Below are 25,425 nucleotides of genomic sequence, written 5' to 3'. Positions count from 1 at the left end.
GTTAACCCGATATGCGATACCGCGTTGGCGTGGATATTGGTGGATCCTTTACCGATTTCGCCGTGCTTGATCAACAGACCCACCAGATCCACACCCTGAAAGTCCTGTCGCGACCGGATAAGCCCGGTAGCGAGATCGTGACCGGGCTGACGCAGTTTCAGCAGCAGCAGGGCATTGACCCTGCGGAGATTGGTTACTTTACCCACGGCACCACGGTCGGGATCAACGCGGTTATTCAGCGGCGCGGCGTGCGCCTGGCGCTGTTTACCACCGAAGGCTTCTGCGACGTGCTGGAGCTGGCCCGGCTGAAAATCCCCCATATTCATGACCTTTTCTCGCGGCGAGCGGCACCGCTGATCACCCGCGATCGGGTGTTTGCCATCCGCGAGCGCAGTGACGCGCACGGCAAGGTGCTGCAACCGGTGGATCGCCAGAGCGTGCTCAACGCTATCGACCAGGCACGCGCCGCAGGCTGCCAGGGCATTGTGGTCTCGCTGCTGCACAGCTATCGCAACCGGCACAACGAAGCGGCAGTGAAAGCGATTATCGATGAGGTGGCGCCTGAACTGCTCACCTCCTGCTCTGCGGACATCTGGCCGATTATCCGCGAATATGAACGCACCATTACCGCCACCATCAATGCCTACGTGCAGCCGATGGTGATCCACTACCTGACCTCTTTTGAACAGGCGCTGAAACGGCTGGGCGTCAGGCCGCCGCCGCGCATTACAAAATCCAATGGCGGCGTCATGGGCGTCGAACAGGCGAAGCGTGAATGCGTGCAGATGGTACTTTCCGGGACGGCGTCCGGGGTAATTGGTGCCAGCTATCTCGCCAGCGCCTGCGGTTTTGACAAAATCCTCAGCCTGGATATTGGCGGCACCAGCGCCGATGTGGCGGTGATTATCAATGGCAACGTGGCGCAGGGTAACGGTGAGATCATCGGCGACTTCCCGATATTTATTCCTTCGGTTGCCGTGACCTCGGTGGGTCAGGGCGGCGGCTCGCTGGCGTGGATCGACGGGCAGGGCGTCCTGCAGATGGGGCCAGACAGTGCAGGCTCGCTGCCCGGACCCGTCTGCTTCGGGCGCGGGGGAACGCAGCCCACGGCCACCGATGCCTTCGCTGCCTGCGGTCTGATGGGCCACGGTGCGCTGGGGTATGACGCGGTGACGGTCGATGTCGACGCGGCCTGTCGCGCCTGGCAACCCCTGGCTGAGGCGCTCGACATTTCGGTGCAGGAAACGGCAGAAACCGCCATCCAGCTGGCGATCTCCAGCATGTACAGCGACACCAGCGGCCTGCTGTCGCGCTTTGGCCTTGATCCGCGTGAATTCTGGTTCCTCGCCTTTGGCGGCGCGGGGCCGATGATGGGCTGTTTTCTGGCCCGCGAACTCAATATGAAAGGGGTGATTGTGCCGCCGACGCCGGGCGTCCTTTCCGCGCTGGGCGGTCTGGTGGCGGACATCCGTAACGACTTTATCCGCACGCTTTACGGCGATCTGACGCCCGCGCTGGCCGATACCCTGGCCAGTGAAGCTGCGGCACTGCAGCAGCGCGCCTGCCACTGGCTGGCAGAGGAGCACGGCAGCAGGATGCCCTATAGCCTGCAGTTCAGCGCCGATATGCGCTATCGCGGCCAGTCGTTTGAAATCGACGTGCCACTGGAGGCGGAGTGGCTGGCACAGGCGGATGTCACCGCGCTGCATGACGCCTTTGATCGTCAGCATCATCAGCTGTTTGGTCACTGCGACCCGCAGGCGCCCGTGCAGCTGATCACGCTGCGGCTGGTGATCGTCTCACCCACGCCAAAACCCGTGATAAGCCCGTTGCCCGTGGCTACAGACGCGGTGCCGGTGCTGAAGCAGACCCGGGCGTGGATAGACGGCGGCTGGCATCAGGTCGATCTGGTGCTGCGCGCGGCGCTGCGTGCGGGGCATGAACTCTGTGGCCCGGTCATTATCGCTCAGGACGACTGCACTACCTGTGTTCCGCCAGGGATGGGCGTCAGGGTCGATTCATTCGGTAACCTGCTGATTACGGCGAGCGAGGCATAACATGGCGATTGATGGTCGTAACTTACAAATTCTGGCGAACTACTGCGCCGCGGCGGCCGATGCGATGGCCTTTACCCTGATGCGGACCGCGCACTCCACCTTTGTAAAAGAGACGGAAGATTTCTCCTGCCAGATTGTCAGCCGAAGCGGGCTGGCTTTTGCCTCGCCGCGCAGCTTTGGCGCACCCTGGTACAGCGGCATCGACTACGCGCCGGTGCTGGCGCTGATTGAGGAGTATGCCGAGGGCGACATCTGTATCACCAACGATGCCTACGCCGGTAACGTGGCCACGCACTCGCCCGACATCCATATCTGGAAACCGGTTTTCCATCAGGGCGAGATTGTCTGCTTTGTTGTGGGTCACATCCATAACACCGACGTGGGCGGCGCGGTGCCGGCCTCTCTGTCGCGCTCGCTGACCGATATCGTGCAGGAGGGGATCCGCATCCCGCCGCTGAAGATCATGCGGCAGGGTCAGCTTAATGAAGAGGTTGCCAGTATTATGCGGCTCAACGTCCGGGTCCCAGAACAGAACTGGGGCGATTTCAAAGCGCAGCTGGCGTCGGTGAACGTAGGGGAGCGTAAGATCCATGACATCATTGCCCGCTTTGGCCTCGACGATTTTCTGCAGGGTATTGAGGGCATTCTCGATTACGCCGACGCGCAGGCGCGCGCCATCATCAGCACCATCCCCGATGGCGAATACTTTTATGCCGACTACGCCGATGAAGATGGTGAGGGCGGCTATCCCTGTCGCATCGCCGTTACGCTCCGGGTCTGTGGCGACCAGCTGGAGCTGGACTACACCGGCAGCGATCCGCAGCTGGCCTCGTCGCTGAACATGCCGACCGGCGGGCGGGAGCGGCACCCGCTGGCGCTGGTGGGCGTGACCTATGTGCTCTCAACCCTGGACCGCTCGCTGCTGCTCAACGCGGGCACGCTGCGGCCAACCCGGGCCATTCTGCCGCCCGGTACGGTAATGAACTGCGAGGCACCGGCGGCGGTCGGGATGCGATCGCTGACCTGCGCGCTGTCGCAGATTGCGACCCTTGGCGTCTTCTCGCTGGCGATGCCGGAACGCCTGCCGGCGAACTCGCCCGGCGGCAACTCCATTATGAATATCCGCACGCAGATCCATGACCGCAGCGTCGTCGCCTCGCTGGGGCCGGTAGGCGGCGGAGCGGGCGGTACGCCGCGTCATGACGGCCCCGATGGTTCCGGCGGGCTTTCCGCCTTCCTGAAAAACACCCCGATCGAGATTAACGAGGCGGAAGTGCCGGTTCGTTTTCATCGTTACGGGCTGGCGCAGGACAGTGCCGGAGCGGGCCAGTTCCGGGGCGGCTTAGCGACTGAAATGGCTTTTGAGATCTTCTCGCCTGATACCACCATTACGGCGCGCAACCGTAACCGATCGGTGTTTGCCTCGGCGGGCGTACTGGGCGGACGCAGCGGCGCGCTGTCCACCTTTTGCACCCGGCGCAACGGCGGGATCCTTCATCACGGCAACACGGATGTGATCCACTGCCAGCCGGGCGATGTGGTTGAGGTGCGCGGCCCCGGCGCGGGCGGATATGGCCTGCCGTCGCAGCGTGATGTGGAAGCCGTGATGCAGGACGTGCGCTGCGGCTATCTCAGTATCGCAGCGGCCAGAAGGGAGTATGGCGTGGTGGTGACAGATAACCGCGTAGATCATGACGCCACAGCGCGCCTGCGTGCCAGTATGCCGCAGCAGGCAACCCGCCATTTTGAGCATGGGGACGCCCGGCAGCGCTTTGAAGCACTCTGGACGCCAGCGCGTTATCAGTTGCTGACGGCTTTTCTGGCGAGCGTGCCGGTCAGCTGGCGTCACTTCCTGAAAACCCAGGTTTTCCGCAGGGTTGAGGAATCAGGCGAAACGGCGGAGATGGCGCAGATATTCAGTGATTTGCGTCAGAAGTACCCGGCTATCACGAACAATTAAAGGCAAAGGCTCATCGTCTACTACGCTTTAAGTCTGCATGGACTTCGAGGGGAAACGCGACGATGAGCATGAAAACCAGTGATTTTTTTGTCCAGCGCCTGAAAGAGTGGGGTGTGACACGCATCTACGGCTATCCGGGAGATGGCATCAACGGGGTGCTGGGCGCGATTCAGCGTGCGAATGCTAAAGGCGAAGGCATCGAATTTATTCAGGTGCGGCACGAAGAGATGGCCGCTTTTATGGCCGCCGGACATGCAAAGTTCACCGGCGAACTGGGGGTCTGTCTCTCTACCGGCGGACCGGGTGCCACCCATCTGCTGACCGGCCTTTACGACGCGAAAATGGACCATGCGGCGGTACTGGCGATTGCCGGTCAGGCGGAAGCGACCGCCCGCGGGGCCAGCTATCAGCAGGAGATGAATCTGGATCGCATCTTCTCCGACGTCGCTGACTTTGTTCAGGAAGCCTCGGCGACGAGCCAGGTGCGGCATCTGCTGGACCGGGGCGTGCGCATTGCCAAAGCGCAGAATGGCGTGGCGGTCATCATCATTCCCAAAGATATTCAGGATGAAGAGTGGCAGCCGCCTCAGCATCTGCACGGTTTCACCCATTCCGGCAGCGGTTATCAGCGTCCGAAAGTGATCCCCTATGAGAGGGATCTGCAACGCGCCGCCGACGTCCTCAACGCCGGTAAAAAAGTGGCGATTCTGATTGGTGCAGGCGCGCGCGGCGCGGCCGTTGAGGTGGTTCAGGCCGCCAATGTGCTGGGTGCCGGTGTGGCAAAAGCCCTGCTGGGCAAGGATGTGCTACCGGACGATGCACCCTTTGTCACCGGGTCGATAGGCCTGCTGGGCACCAGACCCTCCTCCGATTTGATGAAGAACTGCGATACGCTCCTGATGATCGGCAGCGGCTTCCCGTGGACAGAATTTCTGCCGGAAGAGGGCAAGGCGCGTGCGGTGCAGATCGACATCGATCCGGCCATGCTAGGCCTGCGCTATCCCAGCGAGGTCAATCTGCACGGCGATGCGGCGGAAACCCTGCGTGCACTGTTGCCGCTGCTGGAGCACAAGCAGGATCGCAGCTGGCAGGAAGAGATTGCCGTGCAGGTGCGTGACTGGTGGACCCTGATGGAGGAGCGCGCCCTGGCACCCGCGAATCCGGTTAACCCGCAGCGGGTAGTGTGGGAGATGTCCCCCCAGCTGCCCGATAACGCGATTGTGACCTCCGATTCCGGCTCCTGCGCTAACTGGTTTGCCCGCGATTACCGGGTTAAGCAGGGGCAGCGTGCTACGCTCTCCGGCGGTCTGGCCTGTATGGGCGCGGCGGTGCCCTACGCGATTGCGGCAAAATTTGCCCATCCGGAAAAACCGGTGGTGGCGCTGGTGGGTGATGGCGCCATGCAGATGAACAATATGGCCGAGCTGATCACCATTCAGAAATACTGGCAGCAGTGGGCCGATCCGCGCCTGATTGTCTGCGTGTTCAATAACCAGGATCTCAACCAGGTGACCTGGGAGCAGCGCGTGATGGAGGGCAACCCCCGTTTCGATGCCTCGCAGCAGTTGCCGGATGTGAAATATGCCGAATTTGCCCGCTCGCTGGGGCTGGTCGGGATTTATGTCGATAACCCGGACGAGCTGGCGGCGGCCTGGCAGCAGGCACTCAGCGCCGACCGGCCGGTTTTACTGGAGGTGAAAACCGATCCCGAAGTCGCCCCGTTGCCGCCGCACATTACCTTTAAACAGGCAAAAGCCTTTATGGCGTCGATGGTAAAGGGCGATCGCGGTGCGGCGCAGATCATCAGTGACACCGCCAGTCAGCTGTTTCATAAAAAGCAGCAGGGCTAAGTGAGGCCGTCGCGCTTCACTGACCTATACGCCCGGATGCTTTCGCGTCCGGGTTATCCGCCATTTCATCACACTCAACGGGAGTCTCTGTATGACTGCTCACTCTGCCCCTGTCTGGTTAATATCAGGCTGTTCGACCGGTTTTGGTCGTGAACTGGCCCGGCAGACGATTGCACGGGGTTTTAACGTCGTCGTCACGGCGCGTCATACCGACGCCATTACCGATCTGGTCGACGGACACGACAATGCGCTGGCGGTGGCTCTGGATGTCACACAGCAGGCGAGCATCGACCAGGCCGTAAAGGCGGCGCTGGACGCTTTCGGCACGATCGACGTGCTGGTGAATAACGCCGGTTATGGCTATCAGAGTTCGGTGGAAGAGGGCGTGGAGAGCGAAATCCGTGCGCAGTTCGATGCCAACGTATTCGGTCTGTTTGCCCTGACCCGCGCCGTGCTGCCGGTCATGAGAAAAGCGCGAAGCGGCCACGTCATCAACATCACTTCAGTCGCTGGCTTAATCGGCTTCGCCAGCTCCGGCTACTACTCTGCCAGCAAACATGCGGTGGAGGGCTGGTCCGATGCGCTGGCGCTGGAAGCGGGGCCGCTGGGCATTCACGTCACCTGCGTCGAGCCTGGCCCGTTCCGCACCGACTGGGCGGGACGTTCACTGCGTCAGACGCCGGGCACGCTGCCGGATTATGCAGAGACCGCAGCCGCACGGATGAAAGCGACCGCCGAAAGCAGCGGCACCCAGAAGGGCGATCCGGCGCGCGCCGCCAGGGCGATGATTGCTATCACGGAGAAGGATCGTCCGCCACGCCATCTGGTGATGGGTGCCTGGGGGCATGAAGCCGTCATCGGCAAGCTTAAAGAGAGGCTGGCGGAGGTCGAAGCCTGGAAAGAGACGTCGGTCGGAACTGATTTTCCTGATTAAGGCGAGTGCGGTGTGAGCGGCGGGACGCCGCGTGCGGATGAGCCTGAAGAGCGTGAAAACAGAGAAGGCCCTTAGCGGGCCTTGCAGAGTTAAGTGCGTGTTCCGGCTTCCTGCATTTCGCGCGCATTAAACTCTTTCAGTTTGCGGCGCAACAGGGCTGACGACGAGCGCTTTTTCGCCTGATCTAACTGAGCGTAAATCGCGGGCAGATCAGGTTGTGCCAGCCACGCCGCAATCAAGCGCGATCTGACCTTCCTGTACCGGGCATCCACTGATTCCAGAGGGGTAGTTTCGTGTTTTCCGTAAAACGACATAGCAAGCTCTCCCTGTAGTTACGACTTTATAAGCCCGGAAACAGTCCGGGATTAAAGGTTGCAGTGCTTTCTTCGGCAACCCTGTCCTGCGATTGTAGCGTAGTTCATTTTTTAACCCAAGTATCGCGTCATAGATCTCTTCCAGCGGCGTCGGACGATTGCGGTCAGCGATTTCGTCCGATGCAGCCTGAAAGACAAAACCACCGGTTGAGAAGCTTTCATGGTGGGCCATCAGCGCGGGTATCACGTTTTTTAAAACAACAGCGCTGCCCAGGCCTGCCAGCCTGATATGGCGGAAATCGCTCAGGCATTCCAGACCATCGAAAACGTCAAAACAGATCTCAGCCAGGCCATTAGCCGGGAAGGACATTCCCGGCGGCATCTGATAACCGATGCGGGCAAACGCCTCTTCATCAGCTAAATGACCCGCGATGACGGCATACGTTTCACTCGCGGCAACGAATACGTAGCTGTAATAGTCCTGACGACTGTAGATAAATCTTTTCCGCCTGATCGCATAATTTTCGAGATAGATATCTTCCTCAACGCGCACGTGTCATCCCTGCCGCCAGCCTGCGAATCCTCTTGCCGGAGTTTTCAGCCAGAGACCCGATTCGTCAAACAGCCCTATCAAAAATGGGGTTATCCCTTCCAGGCTGTCAGCCCTTGTTGCTGCTGACCGACAAGATTTTGTAAGCCAGCTCGCAACTCACGCCCCCTTATCGCGCAGCCCTGCGCCATCGTTGTGCTGAAAAAATAAACAGCTGCCCGCGCCTGACATCATAAGAATTCGATCTTGTATCCCAGGCCGTATTCCATCTGGCATCCCGCTTTCGGGAGGGGGATACGCCCGCTATCTGGCACGCTTCATGCACTCGCTGACAGGTACATTTCTGGCGAGGTAACCCATGTTTGACTCCTTATTAGACGACGATGCCACCACGATGGCCGCACGCATCCGCAGCGGGGAAGTCTCGGCCTGTGAGCTGACCGGGGCGGCGCTGGCGCGGATGGCGGAACGGGAACCGGCGATACGGGCGTTCTGTACGCCCACGCCCGACCTGGCGATGGCTCAGGCCCGCGCAGTCGATGCCCGCCGCGCGCGCGGGGAAACGCTGGGGGCGCTGGCAGGCGTTCCGCTGGCGGTAAAGGATCTGATCTGCACGGCGAAGGTCAGAACCACCTCCGGCTCGACGGCCTACCGCGATTTCGTGCCGGAAGATGACGACATTGCGGTGGAACGGCTGCTGGCCGCCGATGCGATCCTGCTGGGTAAAACCACCGCACCGGAATTTGGCTACAGCGGTGTCGGGCACAATCCGCTCTTCCCTTCGCCGCGAAATCCCTGGGATCTCACTATGACGCCCGGCGGCTCCAGTGCGGGATCGGGGGCTGCCGTGGCGGCGCGACTCTGCCCGATTGCGCTCGGCAGTGATGGCGGCGGCTCGGTTCGTATCCCGGCGGCGCACTGCGGCATTTTCGGCTTCAAAGCCTCAATGGGGCGGGTGCCGTTATGGCCCGGCTGTCGTGATGAACGCTATCCCGGTGTGTCGGGGTGGGAGTCGCTGGAGCATATCGGGCCGATGACGCGCAGCGTCCGCGATGCGGCCCTGATGCTCTCCCTGATGGCCGGGCCGGACATGCGCGATCGCCACTCTATTCCCTGCAGCGACGTGGACTGGCTGGGTGCGACACAGCATCTGCCAGGTAAGCTGCGCATCGCCTTCAGCGCGGATTTTGGCTATGTGGCCGTGGACCCGGCGGTGCGGGCGGTGGTCAGCACGGCGGTGCAGCGGTTTGCCGCTGAAATCGGTGCAGAGCTGGAGCTGGCCGATCCCGGCTTCAGCGATCCGGCCGCCGCCTTTGGCGCACTGGTGGCGATGGAGAGCGATCTGACGGGGATGCGCCAGATGATGGCGGAGCAGGGCAGCGCGATGTCGCCGCATCTGGTGGCGATGCTGCAGCGCGACTGGCGGGCGGAGGACTTTACTGATGCCATCGCCACCCGAAAAGCGGTCAGCAACAGCCTGTGGCGCTTTATGCAGCGCTTTGACCTGCTGATTACCCCGACGCTGGCGGTGCCGCCGTTTCCGCTGGGGATGCAGGGGCCGGAGATCATCGATGGCCGCATGGTCCGCAGCGATCACTGGCTCTCCTTCTGCTACCCGTTCAATTTTACCGGCCAGCCTGCCGCGTCACTGCCCGCCGGTTTCACCGCCAGCGGCCTGCCCGTCGGGCTGCAGATTGTCGGGCGTCATCTTGATGATGCCTTAGTGCTGGCTGCCAGTGCCGCTTTCGAGCGCATTCAGCCGTGGAATCACCTTCAACCCGGGATTGCCCAATGAAAACCTCATTTTCACCTGCGCTGGAGCAGGAGTTTGAACATCAGCCGGTGCCGCTGTCGCATCGTCACTCAACCCGTTCCGTCTCGGCGGTCTGGTTTGGCTTTCCGATGATCCTCACTAACGCGCTGTTTGGCGGCATCATCACCTGGCATCTGGGCTTCTGGCCCGCGCTGATCGCCATCCTGCTGGGCAATCTGGTGCTGTTTGCCTATGTCGGCGCGCTGAGCTGGTACGCCGGCAACAGCGGCATGAACTTCGCCTTGCAGGCCCGGCGCACCTTCGGCAGTAAAGGCTATATCCTCGTCTCCGGCTTTCTTTCAACGGTGGTGATCGGCTGGTATGCCTTCCAGACCGGGCTGACCGGCACCGTCATCAATCAGACCTTTGGCTGGAATGCGCTGGCGGTGACGGCATTTGCGATGATCCTCTATACCGGCATCACCTTTCTGGGTGTACGGGCGCTGTCGGTGCTCGGCATGATCGCGGCACCGCTGTTTGTGGTGCTGGGCGCGGTGGCGCTGTGGCTGATCAGCAAACAGCATGACTTCTCCGTCGTGACCCAGTGGAAGGGCAGCGCCAGCGCCGCCGGCGCCATGAGTATGGGCACCGCCGTCACTATGGTGGTGGCGGGTTTTGCCGACTCCGGCACCATGACCGCTGACTTTACCCGCTGGTCGAAGAGTGGTCACTCGGCCGTGATTGCCGCCTTCTCCGCCTTTCCTGTTGCCAACGTAATCTCCTACCTGTTCGGCGTCGTGATTGTCGCTGCGGGAGCCGCGGTCGATCCGCTGACCAACGGCGGCAATTTTCTGCCGATGCTGATGGGGCATGGCGCCTTCCTGTCGGTCGTGGCCTGTCTGTTTGTCTTTATTAATCTCGGCTCGGTCTGCACGCATTGCCTCTATAACGGCGCGGTGGGCTTCAGCCACCTGTTCAGCAGCAAAATGCGGCTCTGGACGCTGATCCTCGGAGCCATCGGCGGCGTGCTGGCGCTGGCGGGTGTCTGGTCCTATTTCCTGGAGTGGCTGAGCCTGCTGGGTATTGTGGTGCCGCCGTTTGGCGCGGTGATGATTGTGGATTTGATTTTTATGGCGCGCATCAGCGAGCAGCGTCCGGCGCAGCGTTTCCGGGGGGACGCCTTTGCGGCCTGGGCCATTGGCAGCCTCTGTGCGGTGATCGCCCATCTCGCCTTTCCACAGTTCGGTGAAGCGGTGATCGGTCTGGTCACCGCCGCAGTGAGCTACAGCCTGATCAGCAGAGTGCGCCTGCCGCGCCCCGTTATGGAGAAGAGCAATGTTTAGTGTTAATTCCACACCTTACAGCTGGCCGTTTGACGGCAGTTTCACCCCGGCCGATACGGCGCTGATTGTGATCGACATGCAGACCGACTTCTGCGGCGTGGGCGGCTACGTCGACAGCATGGGCTATGACGTCAGCCTGACCCGTGCGCCGATCGCCCCGCTGCAGCAGGTGCTGGCGGTGATGCGTGCCCGGCAGTTTCCGGTTATCCATACCCGCGAAGGGCACCGGCCCGATCTCAGCGATCTGCCCGCCAACAAACGCTGGCGTTCGCGTCGTATGAACGCCGGCATCGGGGATACCGGGCCCTGTGGCCGCATTCTGGTGCGTGGCGAACCGGGCTGGGAGATTATTCCCGAGCTGGCACCCTTACCGGATGAAGTGGTAATCGACAAACCGGGTAAAGGGTCGTTTTACGCCACCGATCTGGCGCTGATCCTCCGCAGCCAGGGCATCCGTAATCTGATCCTCACCGGGATCACGACCGACGTCTGTGTCCACACCACGCTGCGCGAGGCCAACGATCGCGGCTTTGAGTGTCTGGTACTTTCCGACTGCTGCGCGGCGACCGAGCGGCGGCATCATGAGGCGGCGCTGAGCATGATTCACATGCAGGGGGGGATTTTCGGTGCAGTTGCCTCCTCGGCTGCGCTGCTGGACAGCCTGGGAGCCGGGACGTAAAAAGCCAGCCTGAGCGCACAGCGGCGCTCAGGCTGCTTCTGGCGCTCACGCCTGTTGCGGGGAGGACTCAATCAGGGCCGCGAGCCGGTCGGCGGGCACGGCCTGGCTGAAGAGATAACCCTGCAACTGATTGCAGCCCGCATTCGCCAGCGCAGACATCTGCCCCGGCGTTTCAACGCCTTCTGCCGTGACCATCAGCCCCATGGCGTGCCCCAGTTTCACCACTGACTCCACAATCGCCACTGAATTTTCGGCCACGCCCAGCGACTGGGTAAAGGATCGATCGATTTTGATTTTATCGACCGGGAACGTGCTCAGATAGTTGAGGCTGGAGTAGCCGGTGCCGAAGTCATCCAGCGCAATCCGGAAGCCCGCGTCGCGCAGCGCCACAATAATCGCGCGCGCCTCGCGTTCATCTTCAATGAGCACCCCCTCGGTGATCTCCAGCTCCAGACGGGTCGGATCGCCGCCATGCTCGCTGACGATAGCCATCACCCGATCAACGAAGCCGGTCGCGCGGAACTGAACGGGTGAAACGTTGACTGCCACCAGCAGCGTGGGGAAACGCTGCTGCGTCGCGCAGGCTTCGGCCAGCACCCATTCGCCCAGCGGAATAATCAGGCCGGTCTCTTCGGCAATCGCGATAAACTCACCGGGTGCAATCGGGCCGCGGGTCGGATGATGCCAGCGCAGCAGCGCTTCGACGCCCACCATCTGCTGTCCGCTGATCTCCATCAGCGGCTGATACCACACCGCCAGCCCCTGATGCTGCTGCAGCGCGATCCGCAGGTCGGCGGCGATAGCCTGACGGGTGCGCACCGACTCATCCATCGCCCGTTCAAACTGACGGTATCTGCCCCGTCCGCCGCTTTTGGCCTCATAGAGCGCGATATCTGCCTTGCGCATCAGCTCCAGCCGATCGATGCCATCTTTGGGGGCCAGCGTTACGCCGATACTGGCCCCGCTCCAGATATCGCTGCCGAACAGCGTAAAAGGCCGGCCCAGTTCGTCGATGATGCGCTGCGCCAGACGCTGCACCTGACCGATGCTTTCCACCTCCGGCATCACCACGATAAACTCGTCGCCGCCCAGGCGGCCGACGGTATCGCTGGCGCGCACCAGACGGCTCAGACGCTGCGCCACCGCGATAATCAGCTCATCCCCGGCGTGATGGCCGTGGGTGTCATTAATGGTTTTAAAGCGGTCGAGGTCGATGAGCAGCAGCGCCACCCGCTGATCGTGACGTGTCGCCAGCGCCAGCGCCTGAGTCAGGCGATCCTCAATCAGCGCACGGTTGGGCAGCCCGGTGAGCACATCATGAAACGCCAGATGCTGCGCCTGGGCCTCCGACGCGCCGAGCCGGAGCATCGACTGGGAAAGGTTCACCGACGAGTGCCAGAGCCGCCGCACCATATAGAGGCAGAGCAGGGAGATCGCCAGCACCGCCAGTCCGGTAGAGGGGCCGATGGTCCGCAGCATGTCCGCGCCGGGCCGGGAGGGGATCCAGTTGAGATAGCCTACCGGATCGCCCGCCTGGGCAATCAGCAGATAGCGGGCGCTGGCCTCCGGCTGGGAGGTGCCATCGGAGAAGTGCAGCCCCTGCAGCTGATTGCGCTCCGCCAGGCTGGCCAGATAGCCATCATCGAGAAATTTCAGACTCACCAGCCGGAACCGTGGCTGGGTATCGCTATCCTGCTGGATCGCCCCCACGGCCAGCGCCGCCGCGCGCTGGCTTACGCGGGTATAATCGGCATCATCCTGGCGACCCGGATCGCTGACCAGCGGGTTCTGTAATACCTCACCAGTCAGCGGGTCGTTATCCGGGGCGGCGATCGGCTGGCCTTCACGCCAGACCCGGACAATCTGGTTTTGCGGGTCCAGCACCATGATCAGCTGATGGCCGAACATCTCATAGAGCCACTCGCCAATATTCTCATCCAGCCATTTGTCACTGTGACTTTCCGCCAGATGCTGCTGCAACGGTGCCCAGCGTGACAGGCTGTGCAACTGGCGCAGATGTTCACTCAGGCTCTGCGAAAAAGAGGCTTCGATCATCCGTTGCTGCTGATGCCGCGCTTCGCTGTTGGTCAGCGACGTGCCGGCAAACAGCGCAGCGCCCGCGCCGGTAAAGGTCAGCAGTAAGATCGCCACCAGCGGCACCAGCACCTCGCGCAGGAAACTGCGCCGGAAATCAGAGGAAAGTTTAAGTGTGCTAATCATACTGTTGTTCTTCTCGGCATCAGGGGAACTGCTTAAAAATTAGCAGATGCCAGCCGATCGTCCATGCCTTGCCCGGTTTAATCGGCGGCTGAATGACGTTTTCGCGCGTGGCGCACCGCGACGGTTGCGAACGATCAGGCGGGAAAATTGCGCCTTTCATCAGTGAATCTAATGAAGCGAGGCGGCCGGAAGGGTAAACAGCGTCTGTCCCGCGCGGGGTGAACGCGGGCTTTCCCGCATTCCCTGTGAACTTCGCGGCTATGGTTCATACTTGTCTGCGCTGATTGATTGACGAACGGATAACCGTGAACACAACGGTTACTGCATGTATCACTTGCCTGCCAGCCTGAGGCTGTCAGCTTACTGAAAGGGAAGATAATGTCTTTGTTATTCGGTGAGTTATCTGGTTTCCCCTCGTGGGTGCCTGTTGTATTACTCGTCTCGCTCTCGTTTATTCTGGGTTTTCTGGCCCGCCTGATCCTGCTCGGGTTTATCCGCTACTGGCAGATCCGCGACAGAAAACTGTTTAAATCCCTTGAGAAACACCTCAGGGGTTCCATGTTTTTCTTCATTCCGCTGCTGATGATCAATGTCGGTATCAACTACATTAACTTCCATCCTGATTCACTGGAGTTAATCACCAACATCATCAACGTCTTTATCATTATGTCCTTCTGCTCGGTCTTAATCCGGCTGACGAATGTGGCGCAGGATATGCTCTATATCCGCTATGACATCAACATCTCCAATAACCTGCGGGCGCGCAAAATCCGCACCCAGATTATCTATGTTAAAAAAGTGGTGATTGTCATCCTGGTGCTCTTCTGCGTTTCGCTGATCCTGCTGAGCTTTCCTGGCGTCCGCAAATTCGGCACCACCATCCTGGCCGGTGCCGGTGTGGCCGGGATTATTATCGGTTTCGCCCTGCAGAAGTCGCTGGTCAATCTGTTTGCCGGTATCCAGATCGCCTTTACCCAGCCGATTAAGATTGATGATGCGGTGGTGGTGGAGAAAGAGTGGGGCTGGATAGAAGAGATCAACCTGACCTATGTGGTGGTGCGTATCTGGGATCTGCGCCGTCTCGTGCTGCCGATCACCTATTTTACTGAAAACCCGTTCCAGAACTGGACGCGCAATAACGCCCAGATCTTAGGCTCGGTGTTTCTCTACGTTGATTACTCGATGCCGCTGGAGCCGCTGCGCCGGCATTTTGAAAAGGTGCTGAGCGAAACCCGCCTGTGGGATGGCGAAACCCAGGTTCTGCAGGTGACCGACACCACCGAGAAGACCATGACCATCAGGATGCTGATGACCGCACAGAACTCCCCGATCGCCTTCGACCTGCGCTGCTACGTCCGGGAAAAGATGATTGAGTTTATTCAGCAGAACTACCCGCAAAGCCTGCCGCTGGTCAGGGCGTCGCTGACGGATAGCGAAAGCGGGAAGGTGGTGCGCGAGAGCGCAGAGTAACGACGTTCAGAGAGCAGGGCGGCCGTCCGCAAAGGAAACCCGATCAGACGGGCGGCTGTCCGGCTTTTATCCTCTGCACATTCAGGCGATTTCTCCCGGAGAGCGAACGACGCGGATGCGCCGGATGGCTGCTGAACGCGGCGGCGTCACCCGTCAGGAAATAAGTCGCAGAAGCGCCTCTGTTTTATTCCCCTCTTTCAGGGCCGCACGGTGATGTCTGAAATCACGCAGGCGGATAAATCCTGCCTGCTGAACAGGTCGAGCCTATTCTGAGCATGGGTCGGCTTCTGGCTGTCAGAAATAATATCTGAGCAGACAACTTCCCGCCGGACTGACGCCTGACGATTAGCGTTTTCATAGACGGTTGCTGCACTTTTTCCAGCCAAAAATATTGTCATGGCAATGTCAGATGCTGATAGAAATGGTTTTCTGAAAAGCGGGGTAATTTATAAATAAATGATAAATAGCGTTTTTATTTAAATTTCGGGCTGGCCTGCGGCGTAAAGAGGCAGTCAGCAGGACATCACCAGAAACAGTTCATTACATTGTCAGGTTATGTAAAGGAGAAAAAATGTCCGAAAAAGAGACTTATTTAAACAGTTTTTTTGAAAATTAACGCTTGCTGCGCCTGTGACAGGCAGAAAGTTAATCCCGCCATATACTTTGAGCATATTCAGGCAATGAATATAAACGGGATTTTAACGCTAAATATTGCAGCACTGCGGACGTTTTCCGGCGTCTCAGTTCAGGAGAGAACAAAATGGATCAAACCGCGTTTATGATCGGATTTTCGATCATGGCTATTGCGTCACTGGTTATTTACGCCACAGGCGGAAAACAGTTTCCTGCCCGTCACCATACGCTGATGCACGCTTCCGTGCCCTTTATCGCCGCGACCGCCTATCTGGCAATGGCGATGGGATTCGGTAACCTTACGCTGGACAATGGCGTGACCCTCTACCTGGCACGCTATGTCGACTGGTCTGTCACCACACCGATCCTGCTGGCTGGCCTCGTTATGCTGGCCTTCCATGAGGAAGGCAAACCGGGCGAAATGGGGGGCTTTCTGACGGCCATCATCGTGCTGGATGTAATGATGATCATCACCGGTCTGGTCTCTTCGCTGGCTGAAAGCAGTGTTGCGAAGTGGGTCTGGTATCTCTGGTCCTGTGCCGCCTTCCTGGGCGTGGTTTACCTGCTCTGGGGGCCGCTGCGCACCATCGCCGCGACGCGGGGACGTGCCCTGGCAGCGGCTTACAACAAAGACGTGGCGCTGCTGACCATTGTCTGGTTCATCTATCCGATCGTTTTTCTGGTGGGTCCGGAAGGGCTCCGGATGATTACCGATCCGACCTCAGTCTGGGTGTTTTTAATTCTGGATGTCATCGCTAAGGTCTTCTACGCCTTCTACGCCGCCGGAAACCTGAAAAACGCGCTTTCGCAGAGCCGCTATGAGGGTGCTGCAAGCGCATGATCCGGCTAAAGCAGGGCGGATGGGCGGCGCTCTGGGGAGCAGCCTTTGTTGCCTCCCTGAGCCCCCTGTCGGTTCAGCTGGCCTTTGCGGTGATGGCGATTGGCTTCCTCGGGATGGCACACGGTGCCAGCGATCTTGAGGTGGTCAGACGCGAGCGTCGGCTGCCGTTTCTGCTCGCCTACGGGCTGGTTATCGTGCTCTGTCTGTTCTGGTGGCATGATGATTCAGCCCTGGCACTGCCCGGCTTTTTGCTGGCCTCCGCAATACATTTTGCCCTTGAGGATGCCCCGCGGGGGCATCTCATCGAACGCCTGGCGCGGGGGATCGGCATGATCGCGGCACCCGCCGCCCTGCATCTGAGCCAGTTCAGTACCATTCTGCAGCAGGCCGGGCTGACTTCAGCCATTCCGCGTTCTGTGGCAGCAGGCGTAGCGATAACGGGTGGGATATGTGCGGCGGGCCTGATCGTTACAGGCGTACGTCGTCACGACGGCTCACTGATTACCGGCATACTGGCGCTGGTGGTACTGCCGCCGTTTGTTGGTTTTTCGATGGGCTTTTTAATCCTGCATGCGCTGCCGCAAACCCGCTTACGGCGCGATCAGCTCGGGTGTGACAGCTACAACGGCTATCTGCACGCCACCTGGCCGGTACTGACGGCAGCCATTCTGCTGGCGGCGGGAACCGCAGTGATGCTTCATCCTGCCGACAGGGCGGGTATCCAGTCACTCTTTGCTGCGCTGGCGGCGCTGGCGATTCCCCATATGGTGATCACGCCCTGGTTTGAACGACGGCAGCCGGCATAACAACACCTTTCTCAGGCGTTCAGTGCTTACACCGACCGCAGAGCGGATGGCGTTAACTTAGCGAAAAGCCGGGATCAGCGTGCTGCGCCTTATGGACGAATTGCGCGATGTGCGATTCCAGTTGTGCAATATGGTCGTAGCTGATGCTTTTAAAGAAGTCGCTGTCACTACTCTGGCTGACCATCTGCCGGAAGCCGGACAGCCATCCGGCGCTGCTGTCTGTTGCATCCGTGAGGCTGAAGAGGGCATCGCGTTCTTTCTGCGTCTCATGCTCCCCACGGCTTAGCAGATCTAACTGCTGCTGAAACTGGTTTACGCCTGCGCTGTCGCCATACTGTCGGGCTATGTCCAGTGACTGCCGGGTAAGATCGTGCAGGAGCGTATCCTGCGTTTTTACCTTATCGGCGACAAATTTTGCCACTTCACGGAAGCTGTCGGCCTGTTTTTCCCCGGGGACAAAACGTTCAACCAGCTTATTCAGCATGCCTTTTGTGACGGCAAGATCCATAGAAAGCGTCGTGGAATTACCGGAACCGCTGTAGGATTGCAGCGCATCTGAAATCAGTCCGGACATATCAGTTGCAGAGAGCGTGGCGTCGGACTGCAGCGCGGAAAACCAGGTGTCGATCTCGTTGGTAATACCATGGGTGGCAGCACGGCTTTTATCCATTATCCCGTTACGAAGCTGAACCACCTCACTCAGATTTTTATCGCGGGCCGCCTGACTGAGCTGCGGCAGGGCGGAAGGGGCCGGGTCCATCAGTTTACTGACCTGTTCTTGTGTCAGCGTGATCGTTCTGGGCAGACTCTGCTGCTTGCTGAATACGTCTGCGCCGATCAGGCTGTTTTCAGATGCGCTAATCATTACTCTCTCCATGTTGTGTTAAAGACGCCTGCTTAGAATATCGGTCATCCGTTAACCAACTTTATATTTCCCGCCGGGCGGATTGCCGTTTTGTCACCGTGGTCAAAAAAGCGTGTGCGGCAAAAGGGCCGTGGCTGAAGCCCCGTCGTCTGCTTTAACTGTTTTTCCACGGCCGGTTCCGGGGTGTTCGCTGACGCATCCCGGTGCACACCTCTCCATCAGGTTCACCACTCCTTCACCGCGTCGTCACGGTAGTGTCATCTGATCCCCGCAAGCTACTCCCATCCCGCAGCGTCTTGTCACTGCGTTCCCACTCTGTAACCCGTGAGGATTTCATCGTGATGGAGTTATCCAGACATCCGACCACTGTCTATCAGGCCGTTGCCGCCCAGCTGGAGCAGGCGCTGAAAGAGCGTTATCGCTGCGGTGACTATCTGCCCTCCGAGCAACAGCTCGCCGATCACTATGCGGTGAACCGCCACACGCTGCGTCGGGCGGTGGATGAGCTGGTGCAGAAAGGCCTGCTCCAGCGCCGCCACGGCGTCGGCATCCTGGTGCTGATGCGGCCCTATGACTATCCGCTGCATGCCCAGGCGCGCTTCAGCCAGAACCTGCTGGAGCAGGGCAGCCACCCGACCAGTGAACGGCTGCTGGCGGTGCTGCGTCCGGCCAGCAACGACGTCGCCAGTGCGCTGGGCGTGAAAGAGGGCGACAACGTCATTCATCTGCGCACCCTGCGCCGCGCCAACGGCGTGCCGCTCTGCCTGATTAACCACTTCCTGGCCGATCTCAGCTGGTGGCCGCAGCTTCAGCACTTTAACAGCGGCTCGCTGCACGACTTTCTGGTGGAGCACACCGGCAAACAGCTGGTGCGCACTCAGACGCGCATCAGCACCCGCCGCGCGCAGGCCAAAGAGTGCCGTCAGCTCGATATCGCGCTGCATGCGCCGCTGCTCTGCGTGCGCACTCTGAACAAAACCTGCGATGGCGCGCTGGCGGAATACTCCGTCAGCCTGACGCGCGGTGACATGATCGAACTGACTCTGGAGCACTAATGGAACAGCAAACGGATCGCCAGCGCTGGCTGTCGGTACTGGCCCACAGCAACGCCGCCATGCTGGAAACCCACTGGCAGGCGCTGAATCTTCAGCCCGCATTCACCCTGGTCCGTCCGGCGGAGATCGGGCTGACGCGGCTTCAGGCGCGGATGGGCGCGACCGGCAACCGCTTTGTCATGGGCGATGCCACGGTGACGCGAGCGGTGGTGCAGCTGGAGGATGGCACCCTGGGTTACAGCTATCTGCTAGGGCGCGACAAAGCGCATGCCGAGCGCTGCGCCCTGCTGGATGCGCTGCTGCAGCAGCCGGAAACCCGGCCGTTGCTGGAAGAGAAGATTATTACCCTGCTGGCGGCGTGGCGTGAGGAGCAGCGTCAGCTGCGCGCCCGTGAAATCGCCAGCAGCAAAGTGGATTTCTTTACGCTGGTTCGCGGAGATAACTGATGACTTTACTGGCAAGTTTTAACCATCCGGTGGCGGATGCACAGCGCGCGTTTCGCCGCATTCTGAAAGCGATGAGCGAACCGGGCGTGATGGTCTCGCTGCCCCTGCAGCAGGGCTGGGGGGCACTGTCGCCTGCCGCCACGGCGCTGCTGCTGACGCTGGTCGATCAGGAGAGCCCGATCTGGCTGGATGCAAAAATCGACAGCGAGCAGCTGCGCAGCAACCTGCGTTTTCATACCGGCGCGCCGATCAGCAGCGGGCAGGATGCCCCGTTTGCCCTGAGCCATGCGGCGGCGCAGCCCGATCCGGCGCAGTTTGCGGCCGGTGACAATCTCTCACCGGAAAAAAGCACCACGCTGATTATCGAAGTGCCGTCGCTGAATGGCGGCTTAACGCTGCGCCTCTCCGGACCGGGCCTGCGGGAAACCCGCGCCATTGCGCCGCAGCTGCCGGAGAGCGTGCTGGAATACCTGCGTGCCCGGCCGCATCCGTTCCCGCAGGGCGTGGATCTGATCTTCACCTGTGGCGAAGCGATGATGGCCGTGCCGCGCACGACCGTTGTGGAGGTGTGCTGATGTATGTCGCGGTCAAAGGGGGCGAGAAAGCGATAGCCCATGCCCATCAGCTGCAGGCCGATCTGCGGCGGGGCGATCGGGCGGTGGCGGAACTCGGCTGCGACCAGGTGGCGCAGCAGCTTGGGCTGGCGGTCGATCGGGTGATGACCGAAGGCGGCATTTACGATCCGGAACTGGCGGCGCTGGCGATCAAGCAGGCCAGCGGCGATCTGGTTGAGGCGATCTTCCTGCTGCGCGCCTATCGCACCACGCTGCCCCGGCTGGCGGAAAGCACGCCGCTGGCGACCGGCGCGATGCGCATCGAACGCCGCATCTCCGCCGTCTATAAAGATTTGCCGGGCGGCCAGGTACTGGGGCCGACCTATGACTACAGCCACCGCCTGCTCGACTTTACGCTGCTGGCCAACGGTGAGACCCCGGCCGCACCGCGCGACGATAACCAGATGACCGGGGCGTGCCCGCACATGTTCAGCATGATGAGCAGTGAAGGGCTGGCCACCGAAGAGGTGGATGATGGCAGCGAGCCTGCCGATATCACCCGCGAGCCGCTGCATTATCCCACCTCGCGCGCCGCACGGCTGCAGCAGCTGGTGCGCGGCGACGAAGGCTTTCTGCTGGCGCTGGGTTACTCGACCCAGCGCGGGTATGGCCGCACCCACCCGTTTGCCGGTGAGATCCGCACCGGTTATGTCAGCGTCAGCCTCTGTCCCGAAGAGCTGGGCTTTGAGCTGGAGATTGGCGAACTGCTGCTGACGGAGTGTGAAATGGTCAACGGCGTGGCCCACAGCGAGGCGGCGGCACCGCACTTCACCCGCGGTTACGGCCTGGTCTTTGGCCGCGCCGAACGCAAGGCGATGGCGATGGCGCTGGTGGATCGGGCGCTGCAGAGCCGCGAACAGCAGGAGCGCATCACCAGCCCGGCGCAGGATGAGGAGTTTGTGCTGTCGCACGCCGACAACGTTGAAGCTGCGGGCTTTGTCTCACATCTCAAGCTGCCACACTACGTCGATTTCCAGGCCGAGCTGGCGTTGCTTAAGCAGCTGCAGCACGATTATCAGGAGCGCAACCATGGCTGAACTCACCGGCTATAACAACGGCTATCTCGACGAGCAGACCAAACGCACCCTCCGCCGCGCCATCCTGAAAGCGGTGGCGATCCCCGGCTATCAGGTGCCGTTCGCCGGACGCGAGATGCCGATGCCCTATGGCTGGGGCACCGGCGGTATCCAGATCACCGCCAGCGTGATTGGCGATCAGGATGTGCTCAAGGTGATCGATCAGGGCGCGGATGACACCACCAATGCGGTGTCGATCCGCCAGTTCTTTAAGCGGGTCAGCAATGCCGCCACCACCGAGCGCACCGCCGATGCGACCCTGATCCAGACCCGTCACCGCATCCCGGAAACGCCGCTGGAAGAGGACCAGATCCTGATCTTTCAGGTGCCGATCCCGGAGCCGCTGCGGTTTATCGAGCCGCGCGAAACCGAGACCCGCACCCTGCACGCCCTGGAGGAGTACGGCATCATGCAGGTGAAGCTCTACGAAGATATCGCCCGCTATGGCCATATCGCCACCACCTACGCCTATCCGGTCCGGGTCAACGATCGCTATGTGATGGACCCCTCGCCGATCCCCAAATTCGACAACCCGAAAATGCACATGATGCCCGCACTGCAGCTGTTTGGTGCCGGCCGCGAAAAACGCATCTACGCGTTGCCGCCTTACACCCGCGTGGAAAGTCTCGACTTCGAGGATCACCCCTTCACGGTTCAGCAGTGGGATGAACCCTGCGCGCTGTGCGGCTCGCGCCACAGCTATCTGGATGAGGTGGTGATGGATGACCAGGGCACGCGGATGTTTGTCTGCTCCGACACCGACTTTTGCCATCAGCAGCAGGAACAGCACCATGCACAGTGAACAGCCGCTGCTTGCGGTCAGCCAGCTCACCCATCTCTATGCGCCGGGCAAAGGGTTTGAGCAGGTCAGTTTCGATCTTTATCCCGGCGAAGTGCTGGGGATTGTCGGCGAGTCCGGCTCCGGTAAAACCACGCTGCTGCAGAGCCTGTCGGCGCGCCTGGCTCCCCAGCAGGGCACCATTCTCTATCGGGGAGGCGATCTCTGGCAGATGAGCGAGAGCGATCGCCGTCGCCTGCTGCGCACCGAGTGGGGGGTAGTGCATCAGCATCCGATGGCGGGGCTGCGTCCGCAGGTCAGCGCAGGGGGCAACATCGGCGAACGGCTGATGGCGACCGGGCAGCGCCACTATGGCGACATCCGCGCCGAGGCGAGCCGCTGGCTGCAGGCCGTGGAGATCGATGCCGGTCGCATCGACGATCTGCCCACCACCTTTTCCGGCGGCATGCAGCAGCGTCTGCAGATCGCCCGCAATCTGGTGACGCAGCCGCAGCTGATGTTTATGGATGAGCCAACGGGCGGGCTGGATGTCTCCGTGCAGGCGCGCCTGCTGGATCTGCTGCGCACGCTGGTGCGTGAGCTGAATCTGGCGGTGATCATCGTCACCCACGATCTCGGCGTGGCGCGACTGCTGGCGCATCGCCTGCTGGTGATGAAACAGGGGCGGGTGGTGGAGAGCGGTCTGACCGACCGCGTGCTGGACGATCCTCATCATCCCTACACTCAACTGCTGGTCTCTTCGGTGCTCAATTAAATGACGACGAATACTGCCCGCCTGCGGGTTGAAAATCTCTGCAAGACCTTTGTGCTGCATAACCAGAATGGCGCGGCGCTGCCGGTGCTGCATAACGCCAGCCTCACGGTGGGCGAGGGCGAATGCGTGGTGCTGCACGGTCACTCCGGCAGCGGCAAATCCACGCTGCTGCGGGCGCTGTATGGCAACTATCAGCCCGACAGCGGTCATATCCGGATCGCCCATCAGGGTGACTGGATCGACATGGCGCAGGCCCCGGCGCGCCAGATTATTGCGCTGCGGCGCGATACCCTGGGCTGGGTCAGCCAGTTTCTGCGGGTCATTCCGCGGGTGCCGACGCTGGAGATCGTGATGCAGCCGCTGCTGGAGCGTGGCGCTGAGCGCGCCTTCTGCGAGGCGCGGGCCGCTGAACTGCTGAGCCGCCTCAACGTTCCGCAGCGCCTCTGGTCGCTGGCGCCCTCCACCTTCTCCGGGGGCGAGCAGCAGCGGGTTAACATCGCCCGCGGTTTTATCGCCGACTATCCGGTGCTGCTGCTGGATGAGCCGACCGCCTCACTCGACAGTGTGAACAGCGCGGCGGTCGTCGAACTCATTGAACAGGCGCGCGCCCGGGGTGCCGCCATCGTCGGTATTTTTCACGATCGGGCGGTGCGTGAGCGGGTGGCTGACCGGCTGCACCTGATGCAGCCGATCGAAACAGGAGCGCAGGCATGATTATTAATAACGTCAGACTGGTGCTGGAAAATGAAGTGGTGAGCGGCTCGCTGGAATTCCGCGATGAGCGCATCAGCAGCTTCAGCGAAACCAGCAGCCAGCAGCCGGGTGCGCTGGATGGGGAAGGGGCCTGGCTGCTGCCGGGGCTGGTGGAGCTGCACACCGATAATCTCGACAAGTTTTTCACGCCGCGACCCAAAGTGGACTGGCCTGCGCATTCGGCGATGAGCAGTCACGATGCGCTGATGGTCTCCAGCGGCATCACCACCGTGCTGGACGCGATTGGCGTCGGCGATGTGCGCGACGGCGGACACCGGCTGGACAACCTCAGCAAAATGATCGACGCCATCCGCGACAGCAACCGCAAAGGGCTGAACCGGGCCGAGCATCTGCTGCATCTGCGCTGTGAGCTGCCGCATCCCACCACGGCGTCGCTGTTTGAGGCGCTGATGGGCACCCCGGAGCTGGCGCTGGTGTCGCTGATGGACCATTCGCCGGGCCAGCGGCAGTACGCCTCGCTGACCAAATATCGCGAATATTATCAGGGCAAATATCAGCTCAATGATGCGGAGATGGATCAGTTCGAACATGACCAGCTTACCCTGGCGGCGGCGTGGTCGCAGCCTAACCGTGAGACGATAGCCGGGCTCTGCCGGGAACATGGCGTCGCCATCGCCAGCCACGACGATGCTACCGCCGCGCACGTTGAGGAGTCGCACGCGGCGGGCAGCCGCATCGCCGAGTTCCCGACCACGCTGGAGGCGGCGCGCGCCTCGCGCTATCGCAACATGCAGGTGCTGATGGGCGCGCCCAACATCGTGCGGGGCGGCTCCCACTCCGGCAACGTCGCCGCCTGGGAGCTGGCCGCCAGCGGGCTGCTGAACATTCTCTCTTCCGACTACTACCCGGCCAGCCTGCTGGATGCCGCGTTCCGGCTGGCGCAGGATGCGCGCAACAGCCTGGGCATGGCGCAGGCGATCGCCCTGGTCACCTGCAATCCGGCGCGCGCGCTGGGGCTGTTCGATCGCGGGGTGATCGCCGAAGGCTGCCGCGCCGATCTGGTGCTGGCCCATACCGCCCACGGCTATCCGCATGTGCGGCACGTCTGGAGCAAAGGGCGGCAGGTGTACTGATGGCACGGCTCATCTGGCTGACCGGGCCCTCCGGCTCAGGCAAGGATAGCCTGCTGGATGCGCTGCGTGCGTCACCGCCGCCCCGGCTGCTAATCGCGCATCGCTACATCACCCGCGCCGCCGATGCGGGCGGTGAGAACCATGTGGCGCTGAGCGACGCGGAGTTTGCCCGCCGCGCCGCGCTGGGGCTGTTCGCGGTGAGCTGGCAGGCGCACGGCTTCTGCTATGGCATCGGCTGTGAGGCGGAGCAGTGGCTGGCGCGCGGACAGAGTGTGGTGGTGAACGGCTCCCGGCTGCATCTGGCGCAGGCGCAGGCCCGCTTCGGCGCGCAGCTGCTGCCGGTCTGTCTGCAGGTCTCGCCTGCGGTGCTGGCGGCGCGGCTCCGTCAGCGCGGACGGGAAGATGAGGCGGAGATTGCCCGGCGGCTGGCCCGCGCGGCGCAGCCGCAGCCCGACGGCTGTCTGATCCTGAACAATGATGGCGCCCTGGCGGAGACCGTCCGGCAGTTGCGCCAGCTTCTGGAGGCGCATCCATGACGCGGACGCAACCCGGCACCGGT

22 protein-coding genes are annotated in these 25,425 nt (G+C 61.2%); 19 read left to right on the top strand and 3 right to left on the bottom strand.

Features of this window, described 5'->3' with window-relative positions:
- The first annotated feature begins 11 nt into the window (after positions 1-11).
- The 4 genes from ACNY69_RS04565 (at position 12) to ACNY69_RS04550 (ending at position 6,801) form a co-directional block, all read left to right on the top strand.
- Positions 12-2,057, top strand: coding sequence for a hydantoinase/oxoprolinase family protein (locus tag ACNY69_RS04565; protein WP_418797427.1), 2,046 nt, complete (start codon positions 12-14; stop codon positions 2,055-2,057).
- A 1-nt stretch (position 2,058) separates the two neighbouring features.
- On the top strand, positions 2,059-4,017 hold the full coding sequence (locus ACNY69_RS04560; RefSeq protein ID WP_418797426.1) for a hydantoinase B/oxoprolinase family protein: 1,959 nt from the start codon (positions 2,059-2,061) through the stop codon (positions 4,015-4,017).
- Positions 4,018-4,079: 62 nt separating this feature from the next.
- Positions 4,080-5,867 carry a thiamine pyrophosphate-requiring protein gene (locus ACNY69_RS04555; RefSeq protein ID WP_418797425.1) on the top strand — a complete coding sequence of 596 codons (1,788 nt, stop codon included), beginning with the start codon at positions 4,080-4,082 and terminating at the stop codon, positions 5,865-5,867.
- A gap of 91 nt (positions 5,868-5,958) precedes the next feature.
- On the top strand, positions 5,959-6,801 hold the full coding sequence (locus ACNY69_RS04550; protein WP_111141378.1) for an oxidoreductase: 843 nt from the start codon (positions 5,959-5,961) through the stop codon (positions 6,799-6,801).
- Between the two features lie 210 nt (positions 6,802-7,011).
- On the opposite strand, the gene ACNY69_RS04545 is transcribed toward ACNY69_RS04550, so the two are convergent.
- Complete coding sequence (locus tag ACNY69_RS04545) at positions 7,012-7,668, bottom strand: hypothetical protein (RefSeq protein WP_418797424.1); 657 nt, start codon at positions 7,666-7,668, stop codon at positions 7,012-7,014.
- A gap of 355 nt (positions 7,669-8,023) precedes the next feature.
- Between ACNY69_RS04545 and ACNY69_RS04540 the strand changes: the two genes are divergently transcribed.
- From ACNY69_RS04540 to biuH, 3 genes are read left to right on the top strand one after another with little or no spacing between them, the layout of a single operon-like run.
- Positions 8,024-9,460 (top strand): amidase, encoded by a 1,437-nt coding sequence (locus ACNY69_RS04540; protein ID WP_418797423.1) that lies wholly within the window; start codon positions 8,024-8,026, stop codon positions 9,458-9,460.
- The gene (locus ACNY69_RS04535; RefSeq protein WP_418797421.1) at positions 9,457-10,761 is read left to right on the top strand and encodes a purine-cytosine permease family protein; all 1,305 of its coding nucleotides are present in this window, start codon (positions 9,457-9,459) and stop codon (positions 10,759-10,761) included. The genes ACNY69_RS04540 and ACNY69_RS04535 overlap by 4 nt, the downstream gene beginning before the upstream one ends.
- Positions 10,754-11,440, top strand: coding sequence for a biuret amidohydrolase (gene biuH / locus ACNY69_RS04530; RefSeq protein WP_111141382.1), 687 nt, complete (start codon positions 10,754-10,756; stop codon positions 11,438-11,440). Before ACNY69_RS04535 ends, biuH begins: the two co-directional genes overlap by 8 nt.
- Positions 11,441-11,485: 45 nt before the next feature.
- Here the strand turns inward: biuH and ACNY69_RS04525 are convergent, their stop codons facing one another.
- Positions 11,486-13,660, bottom strand: a complete 2,175-nt coding sequence (locus tag ACNY69_RS04525; RefSeq protein WP_293771562.1) for a putative bifunctional diguanylate cyclase/phosphodiesterase — start codon at positions 13,658-13,660, stop codon at positions 11,486-11,488.
- Between the two features lie 378 nt (positions 13,661-14,038).
- On the opposite strand from ACNY69_RS04525, the gene ACNY69_RS04520 reads away from it, so the two are divergent.
- From ACNY69_RS04520 to ACNY69_RS04510, 3 genes are all read left to right on the top strand, one after another.
- On the top strand, positions 14,039-15,130 hold the full coding sequence (locus ACNY69_RS04520) for a mechanosensitive ion channel family protein (RefSeq protein WP_293771559.1): 1,092 nt from the start codon (positions 14,039-14,041) through the stop codon (positions 15,128-15,130).
- A 760-nt stretch (positions 15,131-15,890) separates the two neighbouring features.
- Complete coding sequence (locus tag ACNY69_RS04515; RefSeq protein ID WP_418797420.1) at positions 15,891-16,604, top strand: bacteriorhodopsin; 714 nt, start codon at positions 15,891-15,893, stop codon at positions 16,602-16,604.
- Positions 16,601-17,410: a Brp/Blh family beta-carotene 15,15'-dioxygenase gene (locus tag ACNY69_RS04510; protein ID WP_418797419.1), complete on the top strand. Its 810-nt coding sequence runs from the start codon at positions 16,601-16,603 to the stop codon at positions 17,408-17,410. The genes ACNY69_RS04515 and ACNY69_RS04510 overlap by 4 nt, the downstream gene beginning before the upstream one ends.
- 52 nt (positions 17,411-17,462) lie before the next feature.
- Here the strand turns inward: ACNY69_RS04510 and ACNY69_RS04505 are convergent, their stop codons facing one another.
- On the bottom strand, positions 17,463-18,275 hold the full coding sequence (locus ACNY69_RS04505) for a hypothetical protein (RefSeq protein ID WP_418797418.1): 813 nt from the start codon (positions 18,273-18,275) through the stop codon (positions 17,463-17,465).
- A gap of 341 nt (positions 18,276-18,616) precedes the next feature.
- On the opposite strand from ACNY69_RS04505, the gene phnF reads away from it, so the two are divergent.
- The 9 genes from phnF to phnN are packed head-to-tail and all read left to right on the top strand — an operon-like array spanning position 18,617 to position 25,402.
- Complete coding sequence (gene phnF, locus ACNY69_RS04500; protein ID WP_111141388.1) at positions 18,617-19,330, top strand: phosphonate metabolism transcriptional regulator PhnF; 714 nt, start codon at positions 18,617-18,619, stop codon at positions 19,328-19,330.
- On the top strand, positions 19,330-19,776 hold the full coding sequence (gene phnG / locus ACNY69_RS04495) for a phosphonate C-P lyase system protein PhnG (RefSeq protein ID WP_418797417.1): 447 nt from the start codon (positions 19,330-19,332) through the stop codon (positions 19,774-19,776). Before phnF ends, phnG begins: the two co-directional genes overlap by 1 nt.
- On the top strand, positions 19,776-20,351 hold the full coding sequence (gene phnH / locus ACNY69_RS04490; protein ID WP_111141390.1) for a phosphonate C-P lyase system protein PhnH: 576 nt from the start codon (positions 19,776-19,778) through the stop codon (positions 20,349-20,351). The genes phnG and phnH overlap by 1 nt, the downstream gene beginning before the upstream one ends.
- Positions 20,351-21,427, top strand: coding sequence for a carbon-phosphorus lyase complex subunit (locus ACNY69_RS04485; protein WP_293771543.1), 1,077 nt, complete (start codon positions 20,351-20,353; stop codon positions 21,425-21,427). Before phnH ends, ACNY69_RS04485 begins: the two co-directional genes overlap by 1 nt.
- On the top strand, positions 21,420-22,268 hold the full coding sequence (locus ACNY69_RS04480) for an alpha-D-ribose 1-methylphosphonate 5-phosphate C-P-lyase PhnJ (RefSeq protein ID WP_293771540.1): 849 nt from the start codon (positions 21,420-21,422) through the stop codon (positions 22,266-22,268). Before ACNY69_RS04485 ends, ACNY69_RS04480 begins: the two co-directional genes overlap by 8 nt.
- Positions 22,258-23,019, top strand: a complete 762-nt coding sequence (phnK, locus tag ACNY69_RS04475; RefSeq protein ID WP_418797414.1) for a phosphonate C-P lyase system protein PhnK — start codon at positions 22,258-22,260, stop codon at positions 23,017-23,019. Before ACNY69_RS04480 ends, phnK begins: the two co-directional genes overlap by 11 nt.
- Positions 23,020-23,733: a phosphonate C-P lyase system protein PhnL gene (phnL, locus tag ACNY69_RS04470; RefSeq protein ID WP_418797413.1), complete on the top strand. Its 714-nt coding sequence runs from the start codon at positions 23,020-23,022 to the stop codon at positions 23,731-23,733. It abuts the gene before it with no gap.
- Positions 23,730-24,866: an alpha-D-ribose 1-methylphosphonate 5-triphosphate diphosphatase gene (gene phnM, locus ACNY69_RS04465; protein ID WP_418797412.1), complete on the top strand. Its 1,137-nt coding sequence runs from the start codon at positions 23,730-23,732 to the stop codon at positions 24,864-24,866. Before phnL ends, phnM begins: the two co-directional genes overlap by 4 nt.
- The gene (phnN, locus tag ACNY69_RS04460; protein WP_418797411.1) at positions 24,866-25,402 is read left to right on the top strand and encodes a ribose 1,5-bisphosphokinase; all 537 of its coding nucleotides are present in this window, start codon (positions 24,866-24,868) and stop codon (positions 25,400-25,402) included. The genes phnM and phnN overlap by 1 nt, the downstream gene beginning before the upstream one ends.
- Positions 25,403-25,425: the final 23 nt, after the last annotated feature.

This window comes from Pantoea graminicola (genome assembly GCF_048452665.1).
Lineage (GTDB): Bacteria > Pseudomonadota > Gammaproteobacteria > Enterobacterales > Enterobacteriaceae > Pantoea.
Note: the sequence above shows the minus strand (reverse complement) of the source record. Positions and strands in the feature narration are given on the sequence as shown.

What these genes read in the sequence shown, in the direction of transcription:
- biuH (WP_111141382.1), top strand. Translation starts at nt 10,754, where the DNA reads ATGTTTAGTGTTAATTCCACACCTTACAGCTGGCCGTTTGACGGCAGT.
- ACNY69_RS04535 (WP_418797421.1), top strand. Translation starts at nt 9,457, where the DNA reads ATGAAAACCTCATTTTCACCTGCGCTGGAGCAGGAGTTTGAACATCAG.
- ACNY69_RS04480 (WP_293771540.1), top strand. Translation starts at nt 21,420, where the DNA reads ATGGCTGAACTCACCGGCTATAACAACGGCTATCTCGACGAGCAGACC.
- phnG (WP_418797417.1), top strand. Translation starts at nt 19,330, where the DNA reads ATGGAACAGCAAACGGATCGCCAGCGCTGGCTGTCGGTACTGGCCCAC.
- ACNY69_RS04555 (WP_418797425.1), top strand. Translation starts at nt 4,080, where the DNA reads ATGAGCATGAAAACCAGTGATTTTTTTGTCCAGCGCCTGAAAGAGTGG.
- ACNY69_RS04505 (WP_418797418.1), bottom strand. Translation starts at nt 18,275, where the DNA reads ATGATTAGCGCATCTGAAAACAGCCTGATCGGCGCAGACGTATTCAGC.
- phnK (WP_418797414.1), top strand. Translation starts at nt 22,258, where the DNA reads ATGCACAGTGAACAGCCGCTGCTTGCGGTCAGCCAGCTCACCCATCTC.
- phnH (WP_111141390.1), top strand. Translation starts at nt 19,776, where the DNA reads ATGACTTTACTGGCAAGTTTTAACCATCCGGTGGCGGATGCACAGCGC.
- ACNY69_RS04520 (WP_293771559.1), top strand. Translation starts at nt 14,039, where the DNA reads ATGTCTTTGTTATTCGGTGAGTTATCTGGTTTCCCCTCGTGGGTGCCT.
- ACNY69_RS04550 (WP_111141378.1), top strand. Translation starts at nt 5,959, where the DNA reads ATGACTGCTCACTCTGCCCCTGTCTGGTTAATATCAGGCTGTTCGACC.
- ACNY69_RS04565 (WP_418797427.1), top strand. Translation starts at nt 12, where the DNA reads ATGCGATACCGCGTTGGCGTGGATATTGGTGGATCCTTTACCGATTTC.
- ACNY69_RS04525 (WP_293771562.1), bottom strand. Translation starts at nt 13,660, where the DNA reads ATGATTAGCACACTTAAACTTTCCTCTGATTTCCGGCGCAGTTTCCTG.
- phnN (WP_418797411.1), top strand. Translation starts at nt 24,866, where the DNA reads ATGGCACGGCTCATCTGGCTGACCGGGCCCTCCGGCTCAGGCAAGGAT.
- phnM (WP_418797412.1), top strand. Translation starts at nt 23,730, where the DNA reads ATGATTATTAATAACGTCAGACTGGTGCTGGAAAATGAAGTGGTGAGC.
- ACNY69_RS04485 (WP_293771543.1), top strand. Translation starts at nt 20,351, where the DNA reads ATGTATGTCGCGGTCAAAGGGGGCGAGAAAGCGATAGCCCATGCCCAT.
- ACNY69_RS04540 (WP_418797423.1), top strand. Translation starts at nt 8,024, where the DNA reads ATGTTTGACTCCTTATTAGACGACGATGCCACCACGATGGCCGCACGC.
- ACNY69_RS04510 (WP_418797419.1), top strand. Translation starts at nt 16,601, where the DNA reads ATGATCCGGCTAAAGCAGGGCGGATGGGCGGCGCTCTGGGGAGCAGCC.
- phnL (WP_418797413.1), top strand. Translation starts at nt 23,020, where the DNA reads ATGACGACGAATACTGCCCGCCTGCGGGTTGAAAATCTCTGCAAGACC.
- phnF (WP_111141388.1), top strand. Translation starts at nt 18,617, where the DNA reads ATGGAGTTATCCAGACATCCGACCACTGTCTATCAGGCCGTTGCCGCC.
- ACNY69_RS04560 (WP_418797426.1), top strand. Translation starts at nt 2,059, where the DNA reads ATGGCGATTGATGGTCGTAACTTACAAATTCTGGCGAACTACTGCGCC.
- ACNY69_RS04515 (WP_418797420.1), top strand. Translation starts at nt 15,891, where the DNA reads ATGGATCAAACCGCGTTTATGATCGGATTTTCGATCATGGCTATTGCG.